Raw genomic sequence first — 17,605 nt, forward strand, 5'->3', positions numbered from 1 at the left:
GCATCGCTGCGGTGTGCCTGGCAGACCGCGGCGTCTGCATCGCCGGCAAGCCAGCTCCCACAGGGAATTGGGCCAGGCCAAGTCTCACAAAACGGCCGTTATCTTATAGCAAAACGGCGGCCAGAGGCCGCCGTTTAGTGCATTGCGCGAGTTTTTACTCCGCCGTTGCCGGCTCAACCGTCGGTGCCGGTTTGGGCAACGACGAGAGGAACGCCATGATCAACGCCGCTACATAGGGCAGCGACTGCACCAGCAGCATGACCACCCAGAAGCGCATGTCATTGCTCGGCAGGCCCTGCACCAGGTAGATCCCCAGCGCCGCGCCCCACAACAGCAGCATGATGAACATTTCTTCGCGGGCTTCGGAAATCGCTACCCAGAAGCCGTGGTTATCCGCGTTTTTCGGTGTACGAAAGAACGGAATGCTGGTGGTGAAGAAACCGTACAGCACCGCTTTGGCGATGGTATGGGACAACGCCAGCCCGGCGAGGGCCGCGCAGAACGCATCTTTCAAGTTCACGCCCACCGCGCGGCGGTAGAGGAAGATGATCTTGCCGACCTTGAACACGAACAGCGCCAACGGCGGGATCGCGAAAATCAGCAGCGGCGGGTCGACCCGGGTTGGCACGATGATCATCGCCGCCGACCACAACAGCGCGCCGACGGTGAAGAAGATGTTCATGCCATCCGCCACCCACGGCAACCAGCCCGCGAGGAAGTGATAGCGCTGGCCACGGGTCAGCTCGGTGTCTTTGCCGCGCAACAGGCTGGCGGTGTGCCGCTTGATGATCTGAATCGCACCGTAGGCCCAGCGGAAACGCTGTTTCTTGAAGTCGATAAAGGTATCCGGCATCAGGCCCTTGCCGTAGCTGTCGTGGTAGTACGCCGCCGACAGGCCTTTCTCGAACACGCGCAGACCGAGTTCGGCATCTTCACAGATGCACCAGTCGGCCCAGCCGAGCTCTTCGAGCACCGAGCGGCGGGTCATGGTCATGGTGCCGTGCTGGATGATCGCGTCACGGTCGTTGCGGGTAACCATGCCGATATGGAAGAAGCCTTTGTATTCGGCGTAGCAGAGCTTCTTGAAGGTGCTTTCGTTCTGGTCGCGGTAGTCTTGCGGCGATTGCACGACCGCGATTTTCGGGTCGGCGAAGTGCGGCACCATGTGCTTGAGCCAGTTCGGCGACACGCAGTAGTCCGAGTCGATCACCGCGATCACTTCGGCATCCTTGGCGGTGTGCGGGATCAGGTAGTTCAGCGCGCCGCCCTTGAAACCGGCCAGGGGCGCGACGTGGAAGAACTTGAAGCGCGGGCCCAGGGTTGCGCAGTAGTCACGCACCGGCTCCCACACCGCCGGGTCCTTGGTGTTGTTGTCGATGATCAGGACTTCGTAGTCCGGGTAATCGAGCGCGGCCAGGGCGTCGAGGGTCTGTTTGACCATCTCTGGTGGCTCGTTGTAGCACGGCACGTGGATCGACACTTTCGGGCGGTAGTCCGAATCCCCTTCAACCGGCAGGAATTCACGCCGGCGCTTGTGAGTCCAGACCGCTTCGGCCAATTCGTGGGCTTCGGTCAGCAACACGATGAATACGCCCAGCGCACCGAGCGCCAACAGGAATCCGACCGTCAGGCTGAACCAGGTGCTGTATTGCTGGCTGTAGTCGTAGCCGATCCACACCAGCACCGACCCGCACAGGAACGCGATAAAGGTCAGGAAGGTGCGGCCACGCTGGCGCAAGGCCGAGCCGTCGATCATCAGCAGGGTCAGTGACAGCAGCGCAAGCACCACCGAACCGATGGCCAGCACGCGCCACTGCGGGATGGCGACCACCGGGCCTTCGAAGTTGAATTTCTGCTGGCGTGCGGCGTTGTACACGCCCCAGTAGGCGCCCACCGAACCTTCGTCGCTGGCTTTCCACGGCTGGTCGAAGGCCTCGATCACGAAGTAGTTGTAGCCCTGGCGGTTCAGCGTATTGACCAGCTTGCGCAGGTAAATTGCCTGGTCCGCCGGCGAGGCGTCAGCACCACCGCGCATGCGCCCGTTGCTCGGCCAGCCAACCTCCGACAGCAGCAACGGCTTTTTCGGGAAGGTCTTCTTCAGGTCCCTGGCACGGTCGAGTACGAACTGGCCCGCCTGGTCGACCGGAATATGTTCCCAGTACGGCAGGATGTGCGCGGCGATCAAGTCGACGTGCTTGGCCAGTTGCGGGTTATGTTCCCAGATGTGCCATTGCTCGGAGGTGGTCACCGGCACTTTCACGGCGGCGCGCACGCGGTCCAGCAGCACGATCAGCGCTTCGGGGGTGATTTCTTCACGGAACAACGCTTCGTTACCGACGACTACCCGCACAACGCTGCGCGAGCTGTTGGCGATCTCGATGGCGCGCTGGATTTCACGCTCGTTGCGCTCCAGGTCCGGGCTGATCCAGATCCCCAGCGTCACGCGCAGGCCGAACTCTTCGGCGAGCTTGGGGATATCCCCCAGCGTACCGTCGACCGAGTAGGTACGGATGTTGTCCGTCAGCTTGCTCATGATCGCCAGATCCTGGCGCATCTGGTCGTCGGTCGGGTACTGGTCTTTCTGCGGGTACTGGCCTTGCTGGAACGGCGAGTAGGAAAAACCGGAGATCTGCTCGGGCCAGTTAGGGGTGGTGACCGGGCGGTTGATCAGCGCCCAGAAGCCGGTGAACAGCGCGGCAATTGCCAGCACCACCACCAGGTTGAGTCCAAATTTACGCGATGACATGGCTATTTCGGGTTCCAAAGGGTGTGGAACGAAAAGAGGTGTCGGCCTACGCCGAACGGCGCGCATCCTACACCGGCGCTTCCCTGAGCGTATAGCAGACAGAGAAAAGCCGGACGTTAGTCAGCGAAAGACCACCTAAGTTCTTTACTTGTAACTTGTAGCTTAAAACTTGCCGCTGCGTAGACCATAATGCGCGCCGGTTTTTGGGGTAATGGTCATGAGTACAGAAGATCCGCGGTTTGCAGGCGTCGCCCGCTTGTATGGCATTGAAGGCCTGGAACGCTTGAAAGCGGCCCATGTGGCAATCGTCGGCGTTGGCGGCGTGGGCTCCTGGGCGGCTGAAGCCATGGCCCGCTGCGGGGTGGGCGAGATTTCGCTGTTTGACCTGGACGATGTCTGCGTCAGCAACAGCAACCGCCAGTTGCACGCCCTGGACATCACCGTGGGCAAGCCCAAGGTCGAAGTGATGGCCGAGCGCCTGCGCGGCATCAACCCGGATTGCACGGTGCACGCGGTGGCCGACTTCGTGACCCGCGACACCATGGCCGAATACATCACGCCGACCATCGATTGCGTGATCGACTGCATCGACGCCGTCAACGCCAAGGCCGCGCTGATCGCCTGGTGCAAGCGCCGCAAGATCCAGATCATCACCACCGGCGGCGCGGGCGGACAGATCGACCCGACGTTGATCCAGGTCTGTGACCTGAACCGTACCTTCAACGACCCGCTGGCCTCGAAAGTGCGTTCCACCTTGCGCCGCGATTACGGCTTTTCCCGCACCGTGACCCGCCATTACAGCGTGCCGTGCGTGTTTTCCACCGAGCAGCTGCGCTATCCCAAGCCGGACGGCAGCATCTGTTTGCAGAAGAGTTTTGTCGGGGATGGGGTGAAACTGGACTGCGCGGGTGGGTTTGGCGCGGTGATGATGGTCACGGCCACGTTTGGCATGGTGGCGGCGACCAAGGCCGTAGACAAGATCGTGGCCGGCGTGCGCAGGCCGTCGGAGCGGGTCAAGCCTGAGTAAGCCTCACTGCTCAGTACGCGCTTAAAAGGTCGGAGCTGGCTTGCCTGCGGTAGCCTCACCGCGGTCTGACTGATAGACCGAGGTGCCTGCATCGCCGGCAAGCCAGCTCCCACCTTTGATCTCCATCTGCCCGGTTGCCTGAGCCACACCTCAATTCCTGTGGTAGCTGGCTTGCCCGCGAAGGCAGTGTGTCAGTTGATGCATCAGGTGCCTGACACACTGCTTTCGCAGGCAAGCCAGCCCACGTTTAGTTTTGTCTACTGCTTAATTCGCGCATGCGCTGCAAGACAGCATTCAAGCCATTGCTGCGCGACGGCGACAGCTGCCGTGACAGGCCCAGCTGTGCAAACCAATCAGGCAAGTCGACGGCCTGTAACTCGGCGGCCGACAAGCCATTGACCCGTGCCAGCAGCAACGCCACCAACCCACGAATCATCCGCGCATCGCTGCTGGCAGCAAACTGCCAGTGGCCGTCCTCTAAACGTCCCACCAACCACACCAGGCTTTCACAGCCCTGCACCAGGTTGGCGTCGACCTTATCCTCATCCGCCAATGGCGGCAGGCGCTCGCCCCATTGCATCAGCATCCGCGCGCGCTGCTCCCAACTGCCGACCGCCTGGAAGGCTTCCAGCGCGGCTACCGCATCCAACGGCAGGCTCATCGCAGCATGTCCAGCGCCTGGTCGAGCGCTTCAAAGAAGCGTTCCAGGTCATCGGAGTCGTTGTACAGCGCCAGGGACACACGAATGGCCCCGGACAAATGCAGCGCCTTGAGCAGCGGCATCGCGCAATGATGGCCGGCGCGAACGGCAATGCCTTGCTCGGTCAGCAGGTGCGCAAGGTCGGCGTTGTGCACGCCCTCGACCACGAAACTCACCAGCGCCACCTGCGGCGCACCCAGCACACGCACGCCATTGCGTGCCTGCAGCCCGCACAGCAGGTAGTCATGCAGTGCCGCTTCATGGGCGGTCACTGCCTGTTCGTCCAGTGAGCTCAGGTAATCCAGGCTGGCACCCAGGCCAATCACACTGGCAATCGGCGGCGTTCCGGCCTCGAAGCCCAGCGGCGCGGGGCGAAAGCTGGCGCTGTGATAATCGGCCTGCTGCACCATCTCGCCGCCGAACTGCCAGTGGCGCAGGTGATGCAGGGCTTCATTGCGGCCAAACAGCACACCGACGCCGTCCGGGCCGTACAGTTTGTGGCTGGAAAATACATAAAAGTCGCAGCCCAGGGCCTGCACATCGTGGCGACCGTGGACGATGCCTTGCGCGCCATCGACCACCGTCAGCGCGCCATGGGCCTTGGCCAGTGCCAGCAAGGGCTCCAGCGGCTGCCAGGTACCGAGCACGTTGGACAGCTGGCTCACCGCCAGCAGGCGTGTACGTGGGCCGATCAACTCGGCAGCGGCATGCAGGTCGATCACGCCGTCAGCGTCCAGCGGCAACACCACCAGCGTAAGCGCGCGACGTTTGGCCAGTTGCTGCCAGGGCAGCAGGTTGGCGTGATGTTCCAGGGCGCTGATGACCAGCTCATCGCCCGCATTGAATAAGTGCTCGAGGCCATACGCCAAGAGGTTCAGCGCTGAGGTAGCGCCATGGGTAAACACGATTTGCCCGCTGTCACCTGCGTTCAACCACTGCGCAACCTTGCTGCGACTGTCCTCGAAGGCCTGGGTCGCATGGGCACCCGGCAAATGTTGGGCACGGTGCACATTGGCTGCGCCATTGGCGTAGTAATGGCTGATGGCATCCAACAGCGCTTGGGGTTTTTGTGTGGTGGCGGCGTTGTCCAGGTAGGTCTGGTCTTGCCGTTGCAGGGTGGCGATGGCCGGAAAATCGGCGCGCCAGGGGGAGGGCACAAGCATGGTGATCAAGACTCGTATAAGCGAGCCGCAACCCGAAGGCGCGGCCCGCTAGTGGCATCGAGTGGCTGCTTAGTTGTGAGCGTGCAGCGCTTCGTTCAGTTCGATGGCCGATTTGTGGGTTTTGCACTCCACGGCACCGGTCTCGGAGTTGCGGCGGAACAGCAGGTCCGGCTGGCCGGCCAGCTCGCGAGCCTTGACCACCTTGACCAGTTGGTTCTGCTCATCAAGCAGCGCGACCTTGGTCCCGGCGGTGACGTACAGGCCCGATTCCACGGTGTTGCGGTCACCCAACGGGATGCCGATACCGGCGTTGGCGCCGATCAGGCAGCCTTCGCCGACCTTGATCACAATGTTGCCGCCGCCCGACAGGGTGCCCATGGTGGAGCAACCGCCGCCCAGGTCCGAGCCCTTGCCGACGAACACGCCCGCCGAAACACGGCCTTCGATCATGCCCGGGCCTTCGGTGCCGGCGTTGAAGTTGACGAAACCTTCGTGCATCACCGTGGTGCCTTCGCCCACATAGGCGCCCAGGCGGATACGCGCGGCGTCAGCGATACGCACGCCGGCCGGTACCACGTAGTCGGTCATTTTCGGGAACTTGTCCACCGAGAACACTTCCAGCAGCTCGCCACGCAGGCGCGCTTCCAGTTGGCGTTCGGCCAGTTCGTTGATGTCGATGGCGCCCTGGCTGGTCCACGCTACGTTTGGCAGCTGCGGGAACACACCGGCCAGGCTCAGGCCATGTGGCTTGACCAGGCGATGCGAGAGCAGGTGCAGCTTGAGATAGGCCTCAGGCGTGGAGGTCAGTGCGGCGTCTTCGGCCAGCAGGGTGGCAACCAGCGGGTTGTGGCTTTCAGCCAGGCGGCTCAGCAGCGCGGCCTGGGCAGCGTCGACGCTTTTCAGCGCGTCAGCCAGTTGCAGGGCTTGGGTCACGGTGAAGGTGATCGCCTGGTTGCCTTCGCTGTAGCCAAGGATTGGCGCGATGGCGGCAACGATTTCAGCCGATGGGTTGAGCAAGGGTTGTGCGTAAAATACTTCCAGCCAAGCACCTTGGCGGTTCTGAGTGCCGACGCCGAAGCCCAGGCTGAACAGGGAATTGGACATGCTGTTACCTCTACAAAAATGGAAGGGCTGGCCTACTTGAGGGCCGCCGAATAACTATCTGGCTTGAAGCCAATCAGGGTTCTGTCACCGAGATCAAGCACCGGGCGCTTGATCATCGAGGGTTGTGCGAGCATCAGTTCAATAGCTTTCGACTGATCGAGATCGGCTTTGCGTTCGTCTTCGAGTTTGCGAAAGGTGGTGCCCGCACGGTTCAAAACCACCTGCCAACCGTGCTCGTTGCACCATTGGGTCAAGTGTTCGCGGTCGATACCGGCCGTTTTGTAGTCGTGGAACTCATAACTGACGCCGTGCTCATCGAGCCACGTGCGCGCCTTTTTCATGGTGTCGCAGGCTTTGATGCCGAAAAGGTGCAACGTTTTGCTTGAAGCGGTCAAGGAATTGCCCCCCTTTGGACAAATGAAACTGAAAGGTCACGGATTATGCCACGGCCAGCGGGTTTGGGTGCCTCTCGTCAGCACCGTGCGACTTTTGTGCAAAGGCCAGCGCGCAGCATAGGCGAGTAACATAGCCCGGTAATATGGCACTTCAACGGCCAGATGTTGCCTGATAGGTGTCGTTGCAAGTCGATTGTCCGGGAAACCCGCGTTATGCAAACCGCCTACACCGTTCTTATCCTGCTGATGCTGGTCAGCGTTTCGCGCCTGGTCGGGCGCATCATTCCCTTGCCGTTGCCCCTCGTACAGATTGCCGCCGGCGCCTTGCTGGCATGGCCTACGCTGGGGTTGCATGTGGCGCTGGACCCGGAGCTGTTCCTGTTTCTGTTCCTGCCGCCGCTGCTGTTCTCCGATGGCTGGCGCATGCCCAAGCGCGAATTGTGGCGCCTGCGCGGGCCGATCCTGACGCTGGCCGTGGGGCTGGTGCTGTTCACTGTGGTCGGTGCCGGCTACTTCATCCATTGGCTATTGCCGACGATCCCGTTACCGGTGGCCTTCGCCCTGGCCGCCGTGCTGTCGCCGACGGATGCCGTGGCGGTGTCGGCGATTGCCCAGAACCGTTTGCCGACCCCCCTGATGCATATGCTCCAGGGCGAGGCGTTGATGAATGATGCCTCGGGCCTGGTGACCTTCAAGTTTGCCTTGGCAGCGGCGTTGACCGGCGTGTTCTCGTTGGCCGATGCCAGCCTGACCTTTGTGTTGGTCGCGGTGGGTGGCCTGGCAGTCGGGGTGGCGCTGAGCTGGCTGGTCGGGCGCCTGCGCGCCTGGATGATCGCGCGGGGCTGGGACGACCCGGCGACCCACGTGGTGTTCATGTTGCTGCTGCCGTTTGCCGCCTATGTGCTGGCTGAGCGCCTCGGCGCCTCGGGCATCCTGTCGGCGGTCGCCGCGGGCATGATGCAAAGCTGGCTCGACCTGCTGCCGCGCCAGACCAGCACGCGCCTGCTCAACCGCAGCGTCTGGTCGCTGCTGGAGTTTGCCTTCAATGGCCTGATCTTCCTGCTGTTGGGCCTGCAATTACCGGACATCATCAAGGCTGTGGTCAGCCATGAGCCGACGCTGTGGCCGACCTTGTTGTATCGCTGCCTCGACGTGATCGCGATTTTCCTGGTGCTGGTGGTGTTGCGCTTTATCTGGGTGCAAAGCATCTGGCGCCTGTCGGGCTTGCTCCGCCGCCTGCGTGGGAAAAGTGAGTTGACCCTGGTGCCCACTGCACGCTCCTGCTGGCTGTTGACCGTCGGCGGTGTGCGCGGTGCGGTGACCCTGGCCGGCGTCATGTCGGTGCCATTGTTGCTGGCGCCGGGCCAGAATTTTCCCGAGCGCGACCTGCTGATCTTCATCGCGGCCGGCGTGATCCTGCTGTCGCTGATTGCCGCCTGTATCGCCTTGCCGCTGCTGCTGCGCGGCATCGAAAAAAGCCCGGATGAAAAGCGCCACAACGAGGTACGCGAGGCCTGGAAAAAGACTGCGGTGGCCGCAATTCATGCCCTGGAGACAGAGGAACCCGCCGAAAGCGGCACCCCGGACGCCGCCCAGGCCGCACTGGCGACCGAGCTGAAGGCGCGGCTGATGTCGGAATATCGTCATCAACTGGAGGTGTTCAACGACTCGGCAGAAGCCCAGGCGCTGGCGCAGCAGATGGATCAGCTTGAACGCAAACTGCGCCTCAAGGCCCTGCGTGCGCAGCGGTTGGAGCTGTACAGCCTGAGCCGTCATCACCAGATTGGTGATGACGTATTGCGCGAAGTGTTGGCGGATCTGGATATGAGCGAGGCGAACCTGGGTCAGGTGAAGTGACCTGCGGGGCGCTTAGCGGCGACGCTGGATAAAGTCGCGAATCCGCTCAGCGGCCTCCACACACTCTGCCAATGGCGCAACCAGTGCCAGGCGCACACGCCCGGCGCCGGGGTTGAAACCGTCGACTTCCCGCGACAGGTACGAACCCGGCACCACGGTCACGTGTTCTTCCACGAACAGGTCGCGGCAGAAGGCGGCATCGTCGCCATTCACATTCGGCCACAGGTAGAACCCGCCGTCCGGGGCCTGTACGTCCAGCACCGGCTTGAGGATTGCCAGCACGGCGTCGAACTTCTCGCGATACAGGTCGCGGTTGGCCTGCACGTGGGCTTCGTCCTGCCAGGCGGCGATGCTCGCCAGTTGGGTTTGCACGGGCATCGCGCAGCCGTGGTAAGTGCGGTACAGCAGGAAACCCTTGAGGATTTCGGCATCGCCGGCCACGAAGCCCGAGCGCAGGCCTGGCAGGTTGGAGCGCTTGGAGAGGCTGTGGAACACCACGCAACGCTTGAAGTCCTTGCGACCCAGCGCCACGCAGGCGCTGAGCAGGCCTGGCGGCGGGGTCTGTTCGTCGAAGTACAGCTCGCTGTAGCACTCGTCGGCGGCGATCACGAAGTCGTATTCGTCGGCCAGGGCGATCAGTTTTTTCAGTGTGTCGACCGGGATCAGGGCGCCGGTCGGGTTGCCTGGGGAGCACAGGAAGAGGATCTGGCAGCGTTTCCAGATATCGGGCGAGACCGCATCGAAATCCGGGTTGAAGCCATTTTCGTCCAGGCACGGCAGGTAGTGCGGCTTGGCCCCGGCCAGGAACGCGGCGCCTTCGTAGATCTGGTAGAACGGGTTCGGGCTGACGACCAGCGCGTCGTCGCCGCGGTTGACCACGGTCTGGGTGAAAGCGAACAAGGCCTCACGGGTGCCATTGACCGGCAGGATGTTACGCGCCGGATCGAGCCAGCCCTTGGGCACATTGAAGCGGCGTTCGCACCAGGCGCCGATGGCCTCGCGCAGGGCCGGGATGCCCAGGGTGGTGGGGTAGACCGCCATTTGGTCGAGGTTGTTGCTCAGCGCTTCGGCGACGAATGCCGGCGACGTGTGCTTGGGTTCGCCGATGGACAGCGCGATCGGGCGTTTGTCCGGGTTCGGCGTGACACTGCCGAGCAGGGCGCGCAATTTCTCGAACGGGTAGGGCTGCAGCTGGTTCAGGGCGTTGTTCATAAGGGCCTCAATCACGGTGGGCACGGACCCTGTGGGAGCTGGCGTGCCTGCGATGGCATCGCGTCGGTGTAGCTGATACACCGAGCGGCCCGTATCGCAGGCAAGCCAGCTCCCACAGGGATCGTGTTTACAGCGTTAAATAATCAAATGGTCAGGCGCGACAGCTCGACGCCAGGCTCCTGGGTCACGCTCAACTGCTGGACGATGGCCTCCTGCAAGCGGCGGCACAGTTCAGGGTCGGACAGCGGCTGGTTATCCGCATCGGTAATAAAGAACACGTCTTCCACGCGCTCGCCGAGGGTCGCAATCTTGGCGTTCTGCAATGACAGGTCGAACTCCAGGAAAATCCCGCCGATACGCGCCAGCAGGCCTGGCCGGTCCGGGGCGCTGAGTTCCAGCACCGTCACCGGGCGCTGGGCGTCGTTGGAAATGGTGACCTGGGGCGCGAACGCAAAGTGCTTGAGCTGGCGCGGTACGCGACGCTGGATGATGGTCGGGTAGTCATCCGGGTTGCGCAGCGCTTCGGTCAGGCCTTCGCGGATCTTTTTCACGCGCACCGGATTGTCGCCAATCGAGTCGCCGTCGGTGTCGAGCACGATATAGGTGTCGAGGGTGAACTGGCTGCTGGAGGTGATGACCCGGGCGTCATGGATGTTCAGGTTGAGCTGGTCCATCGCCGCCACGGTCACGGCGAAGAAATCGTGCTGGTCGGGCGCGTAGATGAAAATCTGCGTGCCGCCTTCGAATTCGCGCTGGGTGGTTTCCTTGATCAGCACCAGCGGGCCGCCATCGGCAGGCTGCTGCAGGATCGCGTCAGTGTGCCAGGCAACATCGCCGGCGGTGTGGCGCAGGAAATAATCGTCTCCCAGCTGCGACCATAGCTGTTCGACGTCGTCCGGGTCATTGCCGCCGCGCACCAGGATATCCAGGGCTGCGCTTTGCGTGCGGCGGATCTGCTCCTCGCGGTCCACCGGGTTTTCCAGGCCGCGACGCAGGGCACGCTTGGTCTCGGTGTACAGCTGGCGCAACAGGCTGGCGCGCCAGGAGTTCCACAGCGTCGGGTTGGTGGCGTTGATGTCGGAGACGGTCAGCACATACAGGTAATCGAGGCGGGTTTCATCACCGACGATCTGCGCGAAATCATGGATCACCTGCGGGTCGGACAAGTCCTTGCGCTGGGCGGTGGTCGACATCACCAGGTGGTTCTGCACCAGCCAGACGATCAGGCGGCTGTCCCACAGCGGCAACTGGTGGCGCTGGCAGAAGGCCTCGGCATCCACTGCACCGATTTCCGAGTGGTCGCCATGCCGGCCTTTGCCGATGTCGTGGTACAGGCCGGCCAGGTAGATCAGCTCCGGCTTGGGCAGCTTGGCCATTAGCTTACTGGCCAGCGGGAATTTCTCTGACACCTGAGTGTACTGCAACTTACGCAGGTGCTTGATCAGGTTGAGGGTGTGGGCGTCCACCGTATAGATGTGGAACAGGTCGTGCTGCATCTGCCCGACGATAAAGCCGAATTCCGGCAGATAGCGCCCGAGAATGCCGTAGCGGTTCATCCGACGCAGGTTGCGGTGGATGCCGATCTTGCACTTGAACAGCTCGATGAACAGGCTGGTGTTGCGAATGTCGTGGCGAAAATCGTCGTCGATCAGGTGACGGTTTTCTCGCAGCAGGCGAATGGTGTCGGCGCGCACACCTTTGATTTCCGGCTGTTGGGCCATCAGCACGAAGATTTCCAGCATGGCGAACGGGGTGCGGCGGAACACGTTGTCGTTGCGCGCCTCGATATAGCCGTCATGCAGTTGGAAGCGCGAGTTGATCGGCTGCGGCGGCGCTTCGTCTTCAGGGGCCAGGATCACTTCTTCGAAGTGCTGGATGATCAGGTCGCTGAGTTGGGCAATGCTCATGACCACCCGGTAATACTGCTGCATGAAGCTTTCGATGCTGGTCTTGGCGTCCTCGCCTTCGAACCCCAACAGGGTCGCGATGGAGCGCTGGTGGTCGAACAGCAGGCGGTCTTCGGCGCGCCCGGCGAGCATGTGCAAGGCGTAGCGCACTTTCCAGAGAAACTCCTGGGACGAAGCCAACAGGGCGTTTTCGCTCTCGACCAGGAACCCTTCGCCCGCGAGGGCGCGCAGGTTCAGGGTGCCGTACTGGCGACGGGCAACCCACAAAATCGTCTGGATATCCCGCAACCCGCCCGGCGAGCCTTTGACGTTGGGTTCCAGGTTGTATTCGGTGTCGTTGTACTTGTGATGGCGGGCCTTCTGCTCGGCACGCTTGGCCAGGAAGAAGTCCTTGCTCGGCCACATGTGTGCGGTACTGGTGACTTCGAGCATGCGCTGGCGCAGGCGCTCGGGGCCGGCGATGGTGCGGCTTTCCATCAGGTTGGTGATCACCGTCAGGTCGGCGCGGGCCTCTTCGGCGCATTCGTCCACCGAGCGCACGCTCTGGCCGACTTCCAGGCCGATGTCCCACAGCAGCGTCAGAAAACGCTCGATGGAATCGCGAAAGATCTCATGATCGGCGCTGTCCAGCAGGATCAGCAGGTCGATGTCGGAGTAGGGGTGCAACTCGCCGCGACCGTAGCCGCCGACCGCCACCAGGGCGATGTCGGCGTCTTCGCTCCAACTGAACTGTTCCCAGGCCTTCTGCAGGATGTTATCGACGAACCAGGCGCGGTCCTCGATCAGCCGACGGATGTCCCGGCCGCTGCGAAAGCGCTCGTCGAGCACCTCGCGGGCCTGGCGGATAGCTTTCTTGAAAGCGGCGATAGGGCTCGCCTTCAGGGCCAGTTCGGCCTGGAACTGGCCACGGTCGAAGAGTTCGGGATCCACCTGGGGCATCGATCGGCTTTCCTTTCTATCTAACAGTCAGTCACAACACAATGGGGGAAAACCAAGGCTGCTGCCTTACGCCGAGACGCGAGGGATCGTGTCGTCGGCGCGCAGGGTGAAGATCTCGTAGCCGGTCTCGGTGACCAGCAGGGTGTGTTCCCACTGGGCCGAGAGCTTGCGGTCCTTGGTGATGGCGGTCCAGCCGTCGCCCAGTACCTTGGTGTCGGCCTTGCCCTGGTTGATCATCGGCTCGATGGTGAAGGTCATGCCGGCCTTGAGTTCCATGCCGGTGCCGGCACGGCCGTAGTGCAGGATCTGCGGCTCCTCGTGGAACACTGTGCCGATGCCGTGCCCGCAGAATTCGCGCACCACCGAGAAGCCGTTCTTTTCAGCATGCTTCTGGATCACTTCACCGATGTCGCCCAGGCGGCAGCCAGGCTTGACGATTTCGATGGCCTTGTACATGCATTCCTGGGTGACCTGGGACAGGCGCTCGGCCCAGACCGGCACGGTGCCGACGTGGAACATGCGGCTGGTGTCGCCGAAGTAGCCATCCTTGATCACGGTGACGTCGATGTTCAGGGTGTCGCCTTCCTTCAATGGCTTGTCACCCGGGATCCCGTGGCAGACCACGTGGTTGACCGAGGTGCAGATCGATTTGGGGAAGCCCTTGTAGTTCAGCGGCGCAGGGATGGCCTTTTGCACGTCGACTATATAGTCGTGGCAGATCTGGTTGAGCGTTTCGGTGGTGACGCCTGGCTTGACGTGCTCGGCAATCATTTCCAGCACGTCGGCAGCCAGTTTGCCGGCGATGCGCATGCCGGCGATGTCTTCGGCGGATTTCAAACTAACGGTCATACAGGCTCTCTCTAGCGCGACGCGCTGAAATCAATACGGTTTACGGGTGTGCGACAAAAGGTTGCAGAACTCGCACAAGCCCCAAAAAACGCGATTCTAACAGACGATGGCGTCAAATCATGACCCTCTGATGATCGCTTCTCTCTATCAGATGGGGCTAAATTCGCTCTATTCAAAGGGTTACGCCAATGCCGCGCACGGCAAATGTGATTGCGGGTTTCGTTTTCGCCCTTCGTGTGGTATAAAATGCGCCGCTTTCCGGGGATACCCCGCAAAGCTTAAATCCACACACGTGTCGACACGATGACCTGGGTGCCGGAGGCCTTGCTGCCGCTGGTTGGTCATTGGGATACGTGGAGGCCAAACCCGACTTATTAAGGAACTATCATGTCCCAAGTCAACATGCGCGATATGCTGAAGGCCGGTGTGCACTTCGGTCACCAGACCCGTTACTGGAACCCGAAAATGGGTAAGTACATTTTCGGCGCGCGTAACAAGATCCACATTATCAACCTTGAAAAAACCCTGCCAATGTTCAACGAAGCTCTGACTTTCGTAGAGCGCCTGGCCCAGGGCAAAAACAAGATTCTGTTCGTCGGCACCAAGCGTTCCGCTGGCAAGATCGTTGCTGAAGAAGCAGCACGTTGCGGTTCGCCGTACGTCGATCACCGCTGGTTGGGCGGCATGCTGACCAACTTCAAAACCATCCGTGCTTCCATCAAGCGTCTGCGTGACCTTGAAGTGCAAGCCGAAGACGGTACTTTCGCCAAGCTGACCAAGAAAGAAGCGCTGATGCGCTCCCGTGACCTGGAAAAGCTCGATCGTTCCCTGGGTGGTATCAAGGACATGGGCGGTCTGCCTGACGCACTGTTCGTTATCGACGTTGATCACGAGCGCATCGCGATCACCGAAGCCAACAAGCTGGGCATCCCGGTTATCGGCGTAGTCGATACCAACAGCAGCCCGGAAGGCGTTGACTACATCATCCCAGGCAACGATGACGCAATCCGCGCTATCCAGCTGTACATGGGTTCGATGGCTGATGCTGTAATCCGTGGTCGCAACCACGTTGCTGGCGGTACCGAGCAGTTCGTTGAAGAAGCTCCGGTAGCAGCCGCTGAGTAATTGACGCCCTGGCGTTGACTCAGTAAGCAAAAAGGGGGCTTGGCCCCCTTTTTGCCACCTCGAAAACCATTTGTGGGCGCCCACTTGTGGCAGCGCAACCTAGCGACTGTAACGTGCAGCGGCCTACAACGGAGATTCGGGAAGAATTGATCGCCCGTTTGATCGGGTGGAATGGTTGAAAACCTATCCAAGAGGATTTTGAAATGGCAGAGATTACTGCAGCGTTGGTTAAAGAACTGCGTGAGCGTACCGGCGAAGGCATGATGGATTGCAAAAAGGCCTTGACCAAGGCCGGCGGCGACATCGAAAAAGCCATCGACGACATGCGTGCTTCGGGCGCCATCAAGGCCGCCAAGAAAGCCGGTAACGTTGCTGCTGAAGGCGCCATCGCCCTGAAGGAAGACGGTAAATCCGCAGTCCTGCTGGAAGTGAACTCGCAGACCGACTTCCTGGCTCTGCAGGATGACTTCAAGGCATTCGTTGCTGCCAGCGTTGAAAAAGCATTCGCTGACAAGCTGACGACCGTTGAGCCTCTGATCGAAGCTCAAGAAGCTGCTCGCCTGGTACTGGTCGGCAAGGTTGGCGAAAACGTCAACATCCGTCGCCTGGCTCGCGTTGAAGGTGATGTTGTCGGTGGTTACCTGCACGGCAACAAAATCGGTGTAGCGGTTGTTCTGAAAGGCGGCGACGTTGAGCTGGCCAAAGACATCGCTATGCACGTTGCTGCCAGCAACCCTGAGTTCCTGCTGCCTTCGGAAGTTTCTGCCGAAGCGATCGAGCGTGAAAAAGCTGTGTTCCTGCAGCTGAACGAAGAAAAAATCAAAGGCAAGCCAGAAAACATTGTTGAGAACATGGTCAAGGGCCGTATCAGCAAGTTCCTGGCTGAAGCAAGCCTGGTTGAGCAGGCGTTCGTCAAGAACCCTGAAATCAAGGTCGGCGAACTGGCCAAGAAAGCCGGTGCTGAAATCGTTTCCTTCACTTACTTCAAAGTAGGCGAAGGCATCGAGAAGCCGGTCGACAACTTCGCTGAAGAAGTTGCTGCCCAGCTGGCTGCCGCCAAGCAATAAGACAGTTTTCAACTGTCGCCCAAAAGAGGCTGCCCGCTCACGCGCGCAGCCTCTTTTCAAATGGGCAGGCCGATTTTATTTGGCTTACCCTCGGAACTGGCTTACAAAGCCGTGTTCCGATGGCGCTGTGACAGCGTCCAGCTAGAGTGAACGCAAGCCGTAAACGGCTCGCCAAGAATTTTTTAAAAAATACGCCGCAGGAGAGATTCGCAATGGCTCAGCAGGGCAGTGGTTATCAGGCTCGCTATAAACGCATTCTACTCAAGCTTAGCGGCGAGGCCCTGATGGGCTCGGAAGAGTTCGGGATCGATCCGAAGGTGCTCGATCGCATGGCGCTTGAAGTCGGCCAACTGGTCGGTATCGGCGTGCAGGTCGGCCTGGTGATTGGCGGCGGCAACCTGTTCCGCGGCGCGGCACTGAGTGCGGCCGGCATGGATCGGGTAACCGGCGACCACATGGGCATGCTGGCCACTGTGATGAACGCCCTGGCGATGCGTGACGCCCTGGAGCGTGCCAATATCTCGGCTATCGTGATGTCGGCTATTTCCATGGTTGGCGTGACCGATCACTATGATCGCCGCAAAGCCATGCGCCACCTGAACTCCAAAGAAGTGGTGATCTTCGCTGCGGGTACTGGCAACCCGTTCTTCACCACGGACTCGGCTGCCTGCCTGCGCGCCATCGAGATCGATGCCGACGTAGTGCTCAAGGCCACCAAGGTGGACGGCGTCTACACCGCAGACCCATTCAAAGACCCGCATGCCGAGAAGTTCGATCATCTGACCTACGATGAAGTGCTGGATCGCAAGCTGGGTGTGATGGACCTGACGGCTATTTGCCTGTGCCGCGACCACAAGATGCCGCTGCGCGTATTTAACATGAACAAGCCCGGCGCCCTGCTGAACATCGTACACGGCGGCGCGGAAGGGACTCTGATCGAGGAAGGCCAACAATGATCAACGAAATCAAGAAAGACGCCCAAGCGCGTATGCAGAAATCCCTGGAGTCTCTGAGCCATGCTTTTGGCCAGATTCGTACCGGCAAGGCTCACCCAAGCATCCTGGGTAGCGTGATGGTGCCTTACTACGGCGCTGACACCCCGCTGAGCGGCGTGGCCAACGTCACTGTGAAAGACTCGCGCACCCTGCAGGTCGTGGCGTTCGAGCGCAACATGCTCGCTGCCGTCGACAAGGCAATCCAGAGCGCTGGGCTGAACCTCAACCCGACCAACCTGGGCGAGTTGCTGCTGATCTCCATGCCTGCCCTGACCGAAGAAACCCGCAAGGGCTTCACCAAGCAGGCGCGCAGCGCCGCGGAAGATGCTCGTGTTGCCGTGCGCAACATCCGTCGTGATGCCCTGGGTGACCTGAAGAAGCTGGTCAAGGACAAGGAAATCAGCGAAGACGAAGAGCGTCGCGCCGTCGCCGATATCGACAAGCTGACCAAGGACGCCGAGGCCCAGATCACCAAGGCCACGGAAGAGAAAGAAAAGGACCTGATGGCCGTATAAGGGG

The 17,605-nt window shown here is 61.0% G+C and carries 14 protein-coding genes; 6 read left to right on the top strand and 8 right to left on the bottom strand.

What is annotated here, in order from left to right; genetic code table 11:
* Positions 1–154 precede the first annotated feature (154 nt).
* Positions 155–2,746 (bottom strand): glycosyltransferase, encoded by a 2,592-nt coding sequence (locus tag QMX97_RS16845; protein ID WP_065903110.1) that lies wholly within the window; start codon positions 2,744–2,746, stop codon positions 155–157.
* Positions 2,747–2,957: 211 nt separating this feature from the next.
* Between QMX97_RS16845 and tcdA the strand changes: the two genes are divergently transcribed.
* Positions 2,958–3,773 carry a tRNA cyclic N6-threonylcarbamoyladenosine(37) synthase TcdA gene (gene tcdA / locus QMX97_RS16850; protein WP_083221362.1) on the top strand — a complete coding sequence of 272 codons (816 nt, stop codon included), beginning with the start codon at positions 2,958–2,960 and terminating at the stop codon, positions 3,771–3,773.
* Between the two features lie 247 nt (positions 3,774–4,020).
* On the opposite strand, the gene QMX97_RS16855 is transcribed toward tcdA, so the two are convergent.
* From QMX97_RS16855 to QMX97_RS16870, 4 genes are all read right to left on the bottom strand, one after another.
* Positions 4,021–4,434: a SufE family protein gene (locus QMX97_RS16855; RefSeq protein ID WP_282397292.1), complete on the bottom strand. Its 414-nt coding sequence runs from the start codon at positions 4,432–4,434 to the stop codon at positions 4,021–4,023.
* Positions 4,431–5,636, bottom strand: coding sequence for a cysteine desulfurase (locus QMX97_RS16860; protein ID WP_282397293.1), 1,206 nt, complete (start codon positions 5,634–5,636; stop codon positions 4,431–4,433). Before QMX97_RS16860 ends, QMX97_RS16855 begins: the two co-directional genes overlap by 4 nt.
* Positions 5,637–5,705: 69 nt before the next feature.
* Positions 5,706–6,740 carry a 2,3,4,5-tetrahydropyridine-2,6-dicarboxylate N-succinyltransferase gene (dapD, locus tag QMX97_RS16865; protein WP_106804963.1) on the bottom strand — a complete coding sequence of 345 codons (1,035 nt, stop codon included), beginning with the start codon at positions 6,738–6,740 and terminating at the stop codon, positions 5,706–5,708.
* Positions 6,741–6,772: 32 nt separating this feature from the next.
* Positions 6,773–7,135, bottom strand: a complete 363-nt coding sequence (locus QMX97_RS16870) for an ArsC family reductase (protein ID WP_003189147.1) — start codon at positions 7,133–7,135, stop codon at positions 6,773–6,775.
* Between the two features lie 213 nt (positions 7,136–7,348).
* Between QMX97_RS16870 and QMX97_RS16875 the strand changes: the two genes are divergently transcribed.
* Entirely contained in the window at positions 7,349–8,992 is a 1,644-nt protein-coding gene (locus tag QMX97_RS16875; protein ID WP_213552389.1) for a Na+/H+ antiporter, read from the top strand.
* Positions 8,993–9,004: 12 nt separating this feature from the next.
* On the opposite strand, the gene dapC is transcribed toward QMX97_RS16875, so the two are convergent.
* The 3 genes from dapC to map form a co-directional block, all read right to left on the bottom strand.
* On the bottom strand, positions 9,005–10,204 hold the full coding sequence (gene dapC, locus QMX97_RS16880) for a succinyldiaminopimelate transaminase (protein WP_106804960.1): 1,200 nt from the start codon (positions 10,202–10,204) through the stop codon (positions 9,005–9,007).
* A 143-nt stretch (positions 10,205–10,347) separates the two neighbouring features.
* A complete protein-coding gene (locus tag QMX97_RS16885) occupies positions 10,348–13,050 on the bottom strand; it encodes a [protein-PII] uridylyltransferase (protein ID WP_106804959.1) in 2,703 nt (900 codons plus the stop codon).
* Positions 13,051–13,116: 66 nt separating this feature from the next.
* Entirely contained in the window at positions 13,117–13,899 is a 783-nt protein-coding gene (map, locus tag QMX97_RS16890) for a type I methionyl aminopeptidase (protein WP_065903086.1), read from the bottom strand.
* Positions 13,900–14,286: 387 nt separating this feature from the next.
* Here map and rpsB point away from each other — a divergent pair, with 387 nt between their 5' ends.
* From rpsB to frr, 4 genes are all read left to right on the top strand, one after another.
* Positions 14,287–15,024, top strand: a complete 738-nt coding sequence (gene rpsB / locus QMX97_RS16895) for a 30S ribosomal protein S2 (RefSeq protein ID WP_003189158.1) — start codon at positions 14,287–14,289, stop codon at positions 15,022–15,024.
* A gap of 203 nt (positions 15,025–15,227) precedes the next feature.
* Entirely contained in the window at positions 15,228–16,091 is an 864-nt protein-coding gene (tsf, locus tag QMX97_RS16900; protein ID WP_025855127.1) for a translation elongation factor Ts, read from the top strand.
* Positions 16,092–16,303: 212 nt separating this feature from the next.
* Positions 16,304–17,047, top strand: coding sequence for a UMP kinase (pyrH, locus tag QMX97_RS16905; RefSeq protein ID WP_003189161.1), 744 nt, complete (start codon positions 16,304–16,306; stop codon positions 17,045–17,047).
* On the top strand, positions 17,044–17,601 hold the full coding sequence (gene frr, locus QMX97_RS16910; RefSeq protein WP_016974404.1) for a ribosome recycling factor: 558 nt from the start codon (positions 17,044–17,046) through the stop codon (positions 17,599–17,601). Before pyrH ends, frr begins: the two co-directional genes overlap by 4 nt.
* Positions 17,602–17,605 lie beyond the last annotated feature (4 nt).

Origin of the sequence: Pseudomonas sp. PS01298, from assembly GCF_029959745.1 — a bacterium.
GTDB classification, from domain to species: domain Bacteria; phylum Pseudomonadota; class Gammaproteobacteria; order Pseudomonadales; family Pseudomonadaceae; genus Aquipseudomonas; species Aquipseudomonas aylmerensis.

Excerpts from the sequence above, each read along its gene's own strand:
- QMX97_RS16845 (WP_065903110.1), bottom strand. The coding sequence starts at position 2,746 with ATGTCATCGCGTAAATTTGGACTCAACCTGGTGGTGGTGCTGGCAATT.
- tcdA (WP_083221362.1), top strand. The coding sequence starts at position 2,958 with ATGGTCATGAGTACAGAAGATCCGCGGTTTGCAGGCGTCGCCCGCTTG.
- QMX97_RS16855 (WP_282397292.1), bottom strand. The coding sequence starts at position 4,434 with ATGAGCCTGCCGTTGGATGCGGTAGCCGCGCTGGAAGCCTTCCAGGCG.
- QMX97_RS16860 (WP_282397293.1), bottom strand. The coding sequence starts at position 5,636 with ATGCTTGTGCCCTCCCCCTGGCGCGCCGATTTTCCGGCCATCGCCACC.
- dapD (WP_106804963.1), bottom strand. The coding sequence starts at position 6,740 with ATGTCCAATTCCCTGTTCAGCCTGGGCTTCGGCGTCGGCACTCAGAAC.
- QMX97_RS16875 (WP_213552389.1), top strand. The coding sequence starts at position 7,349 with ATGCAAACCGCCTACACCGTTCTTATCCTGCTGATGCTGGTCAGCGTT.
- dapC (WP_106804960.1), bottom strand. The coding sequence starts at position 10,204 with ATGAACAACGCCCTGAACCAGCTGCAGCCCTACCCGTTCGAGAAATTG.
- QMX97_RS16885 (WP_106804959.1), bottom strand. The coding sequence starts at position 13,050 with ATGCCCCAGGTGGATCCCGAACTCTTCGACCGTGGCCAGTTCCAGGCC.
- map (WP_065903086.1), bottom strand. The coding sequence starts at position 13,899 with ATGACCGTTAGTTTGAAATCCGCCGAAGACATCGCCGGCATGCGCATC.
- rpsB (WP_003189158.1), top strand. The coding sequence starts at position 14,287 with ATGTCCCAAGTCAACATGCGCGATATGCTGAAGGCCGGTGTGCACTTC.
- tsf (WP_025855127.1), top strand. The coding sequence starts at position 15,228 with ATGGCAGAGATTACTGCAGCGTTGGTTAAAGAACTGCGTGAGCGTACC.
- pyrH (WP_003189161.1), top strand. The coding sequence starts at position 16,304 with ATGGCTCAGCAGGGCAGTGGTTATCAGGCTCGCTATAAACGCATTCTA.
- frr (WP_016974404.1), top strand. The coding sequence starts at position 17,044 with ATGATCAACGAAATCAAGAAAGACGCCCAAGCGCGTATGCAGAAATCC.